Below are 240 nucleotides of genomic sequence, written 5' to 3' on the forward strand. Positions count from 1 at the left end.
GGGTAGTCAACTCGGCACCTTTGCTAGCCTGGTGCTTCTCGCCAGTGCGGGCAACCTGCTGGTTGTCTTCCTCGCGCGCATCGTCGACGGTGTCACATCCGGCAATCTCTCCGTCGCCAGCGCCTATGCAATCGATCACAGCACGCCAAAGAATCGCCGCCAAGCAATCGGGATGATCAGTGCAGGTGTGGGCGTGGGGATGATGGTCGGTCCCTCGCTCGCTGCTGGCCTGTCCCATAT

Annotated in this window: 1 protein-coding gene; it reads left to right on the top strand. The window is 61.2% G+C overall.

Annotated features, from left to right (window positions below):
• Nucleotides 1–240 (top strand): MFS transporter (locus ACVA58_RS28620; protein WP_446513611.1); only part of this gene is annotated, 240 nt, incomplete at both ends.

Source organism: Photobacterium sp. DNB22_13_2, assembly GCF_052873915.1.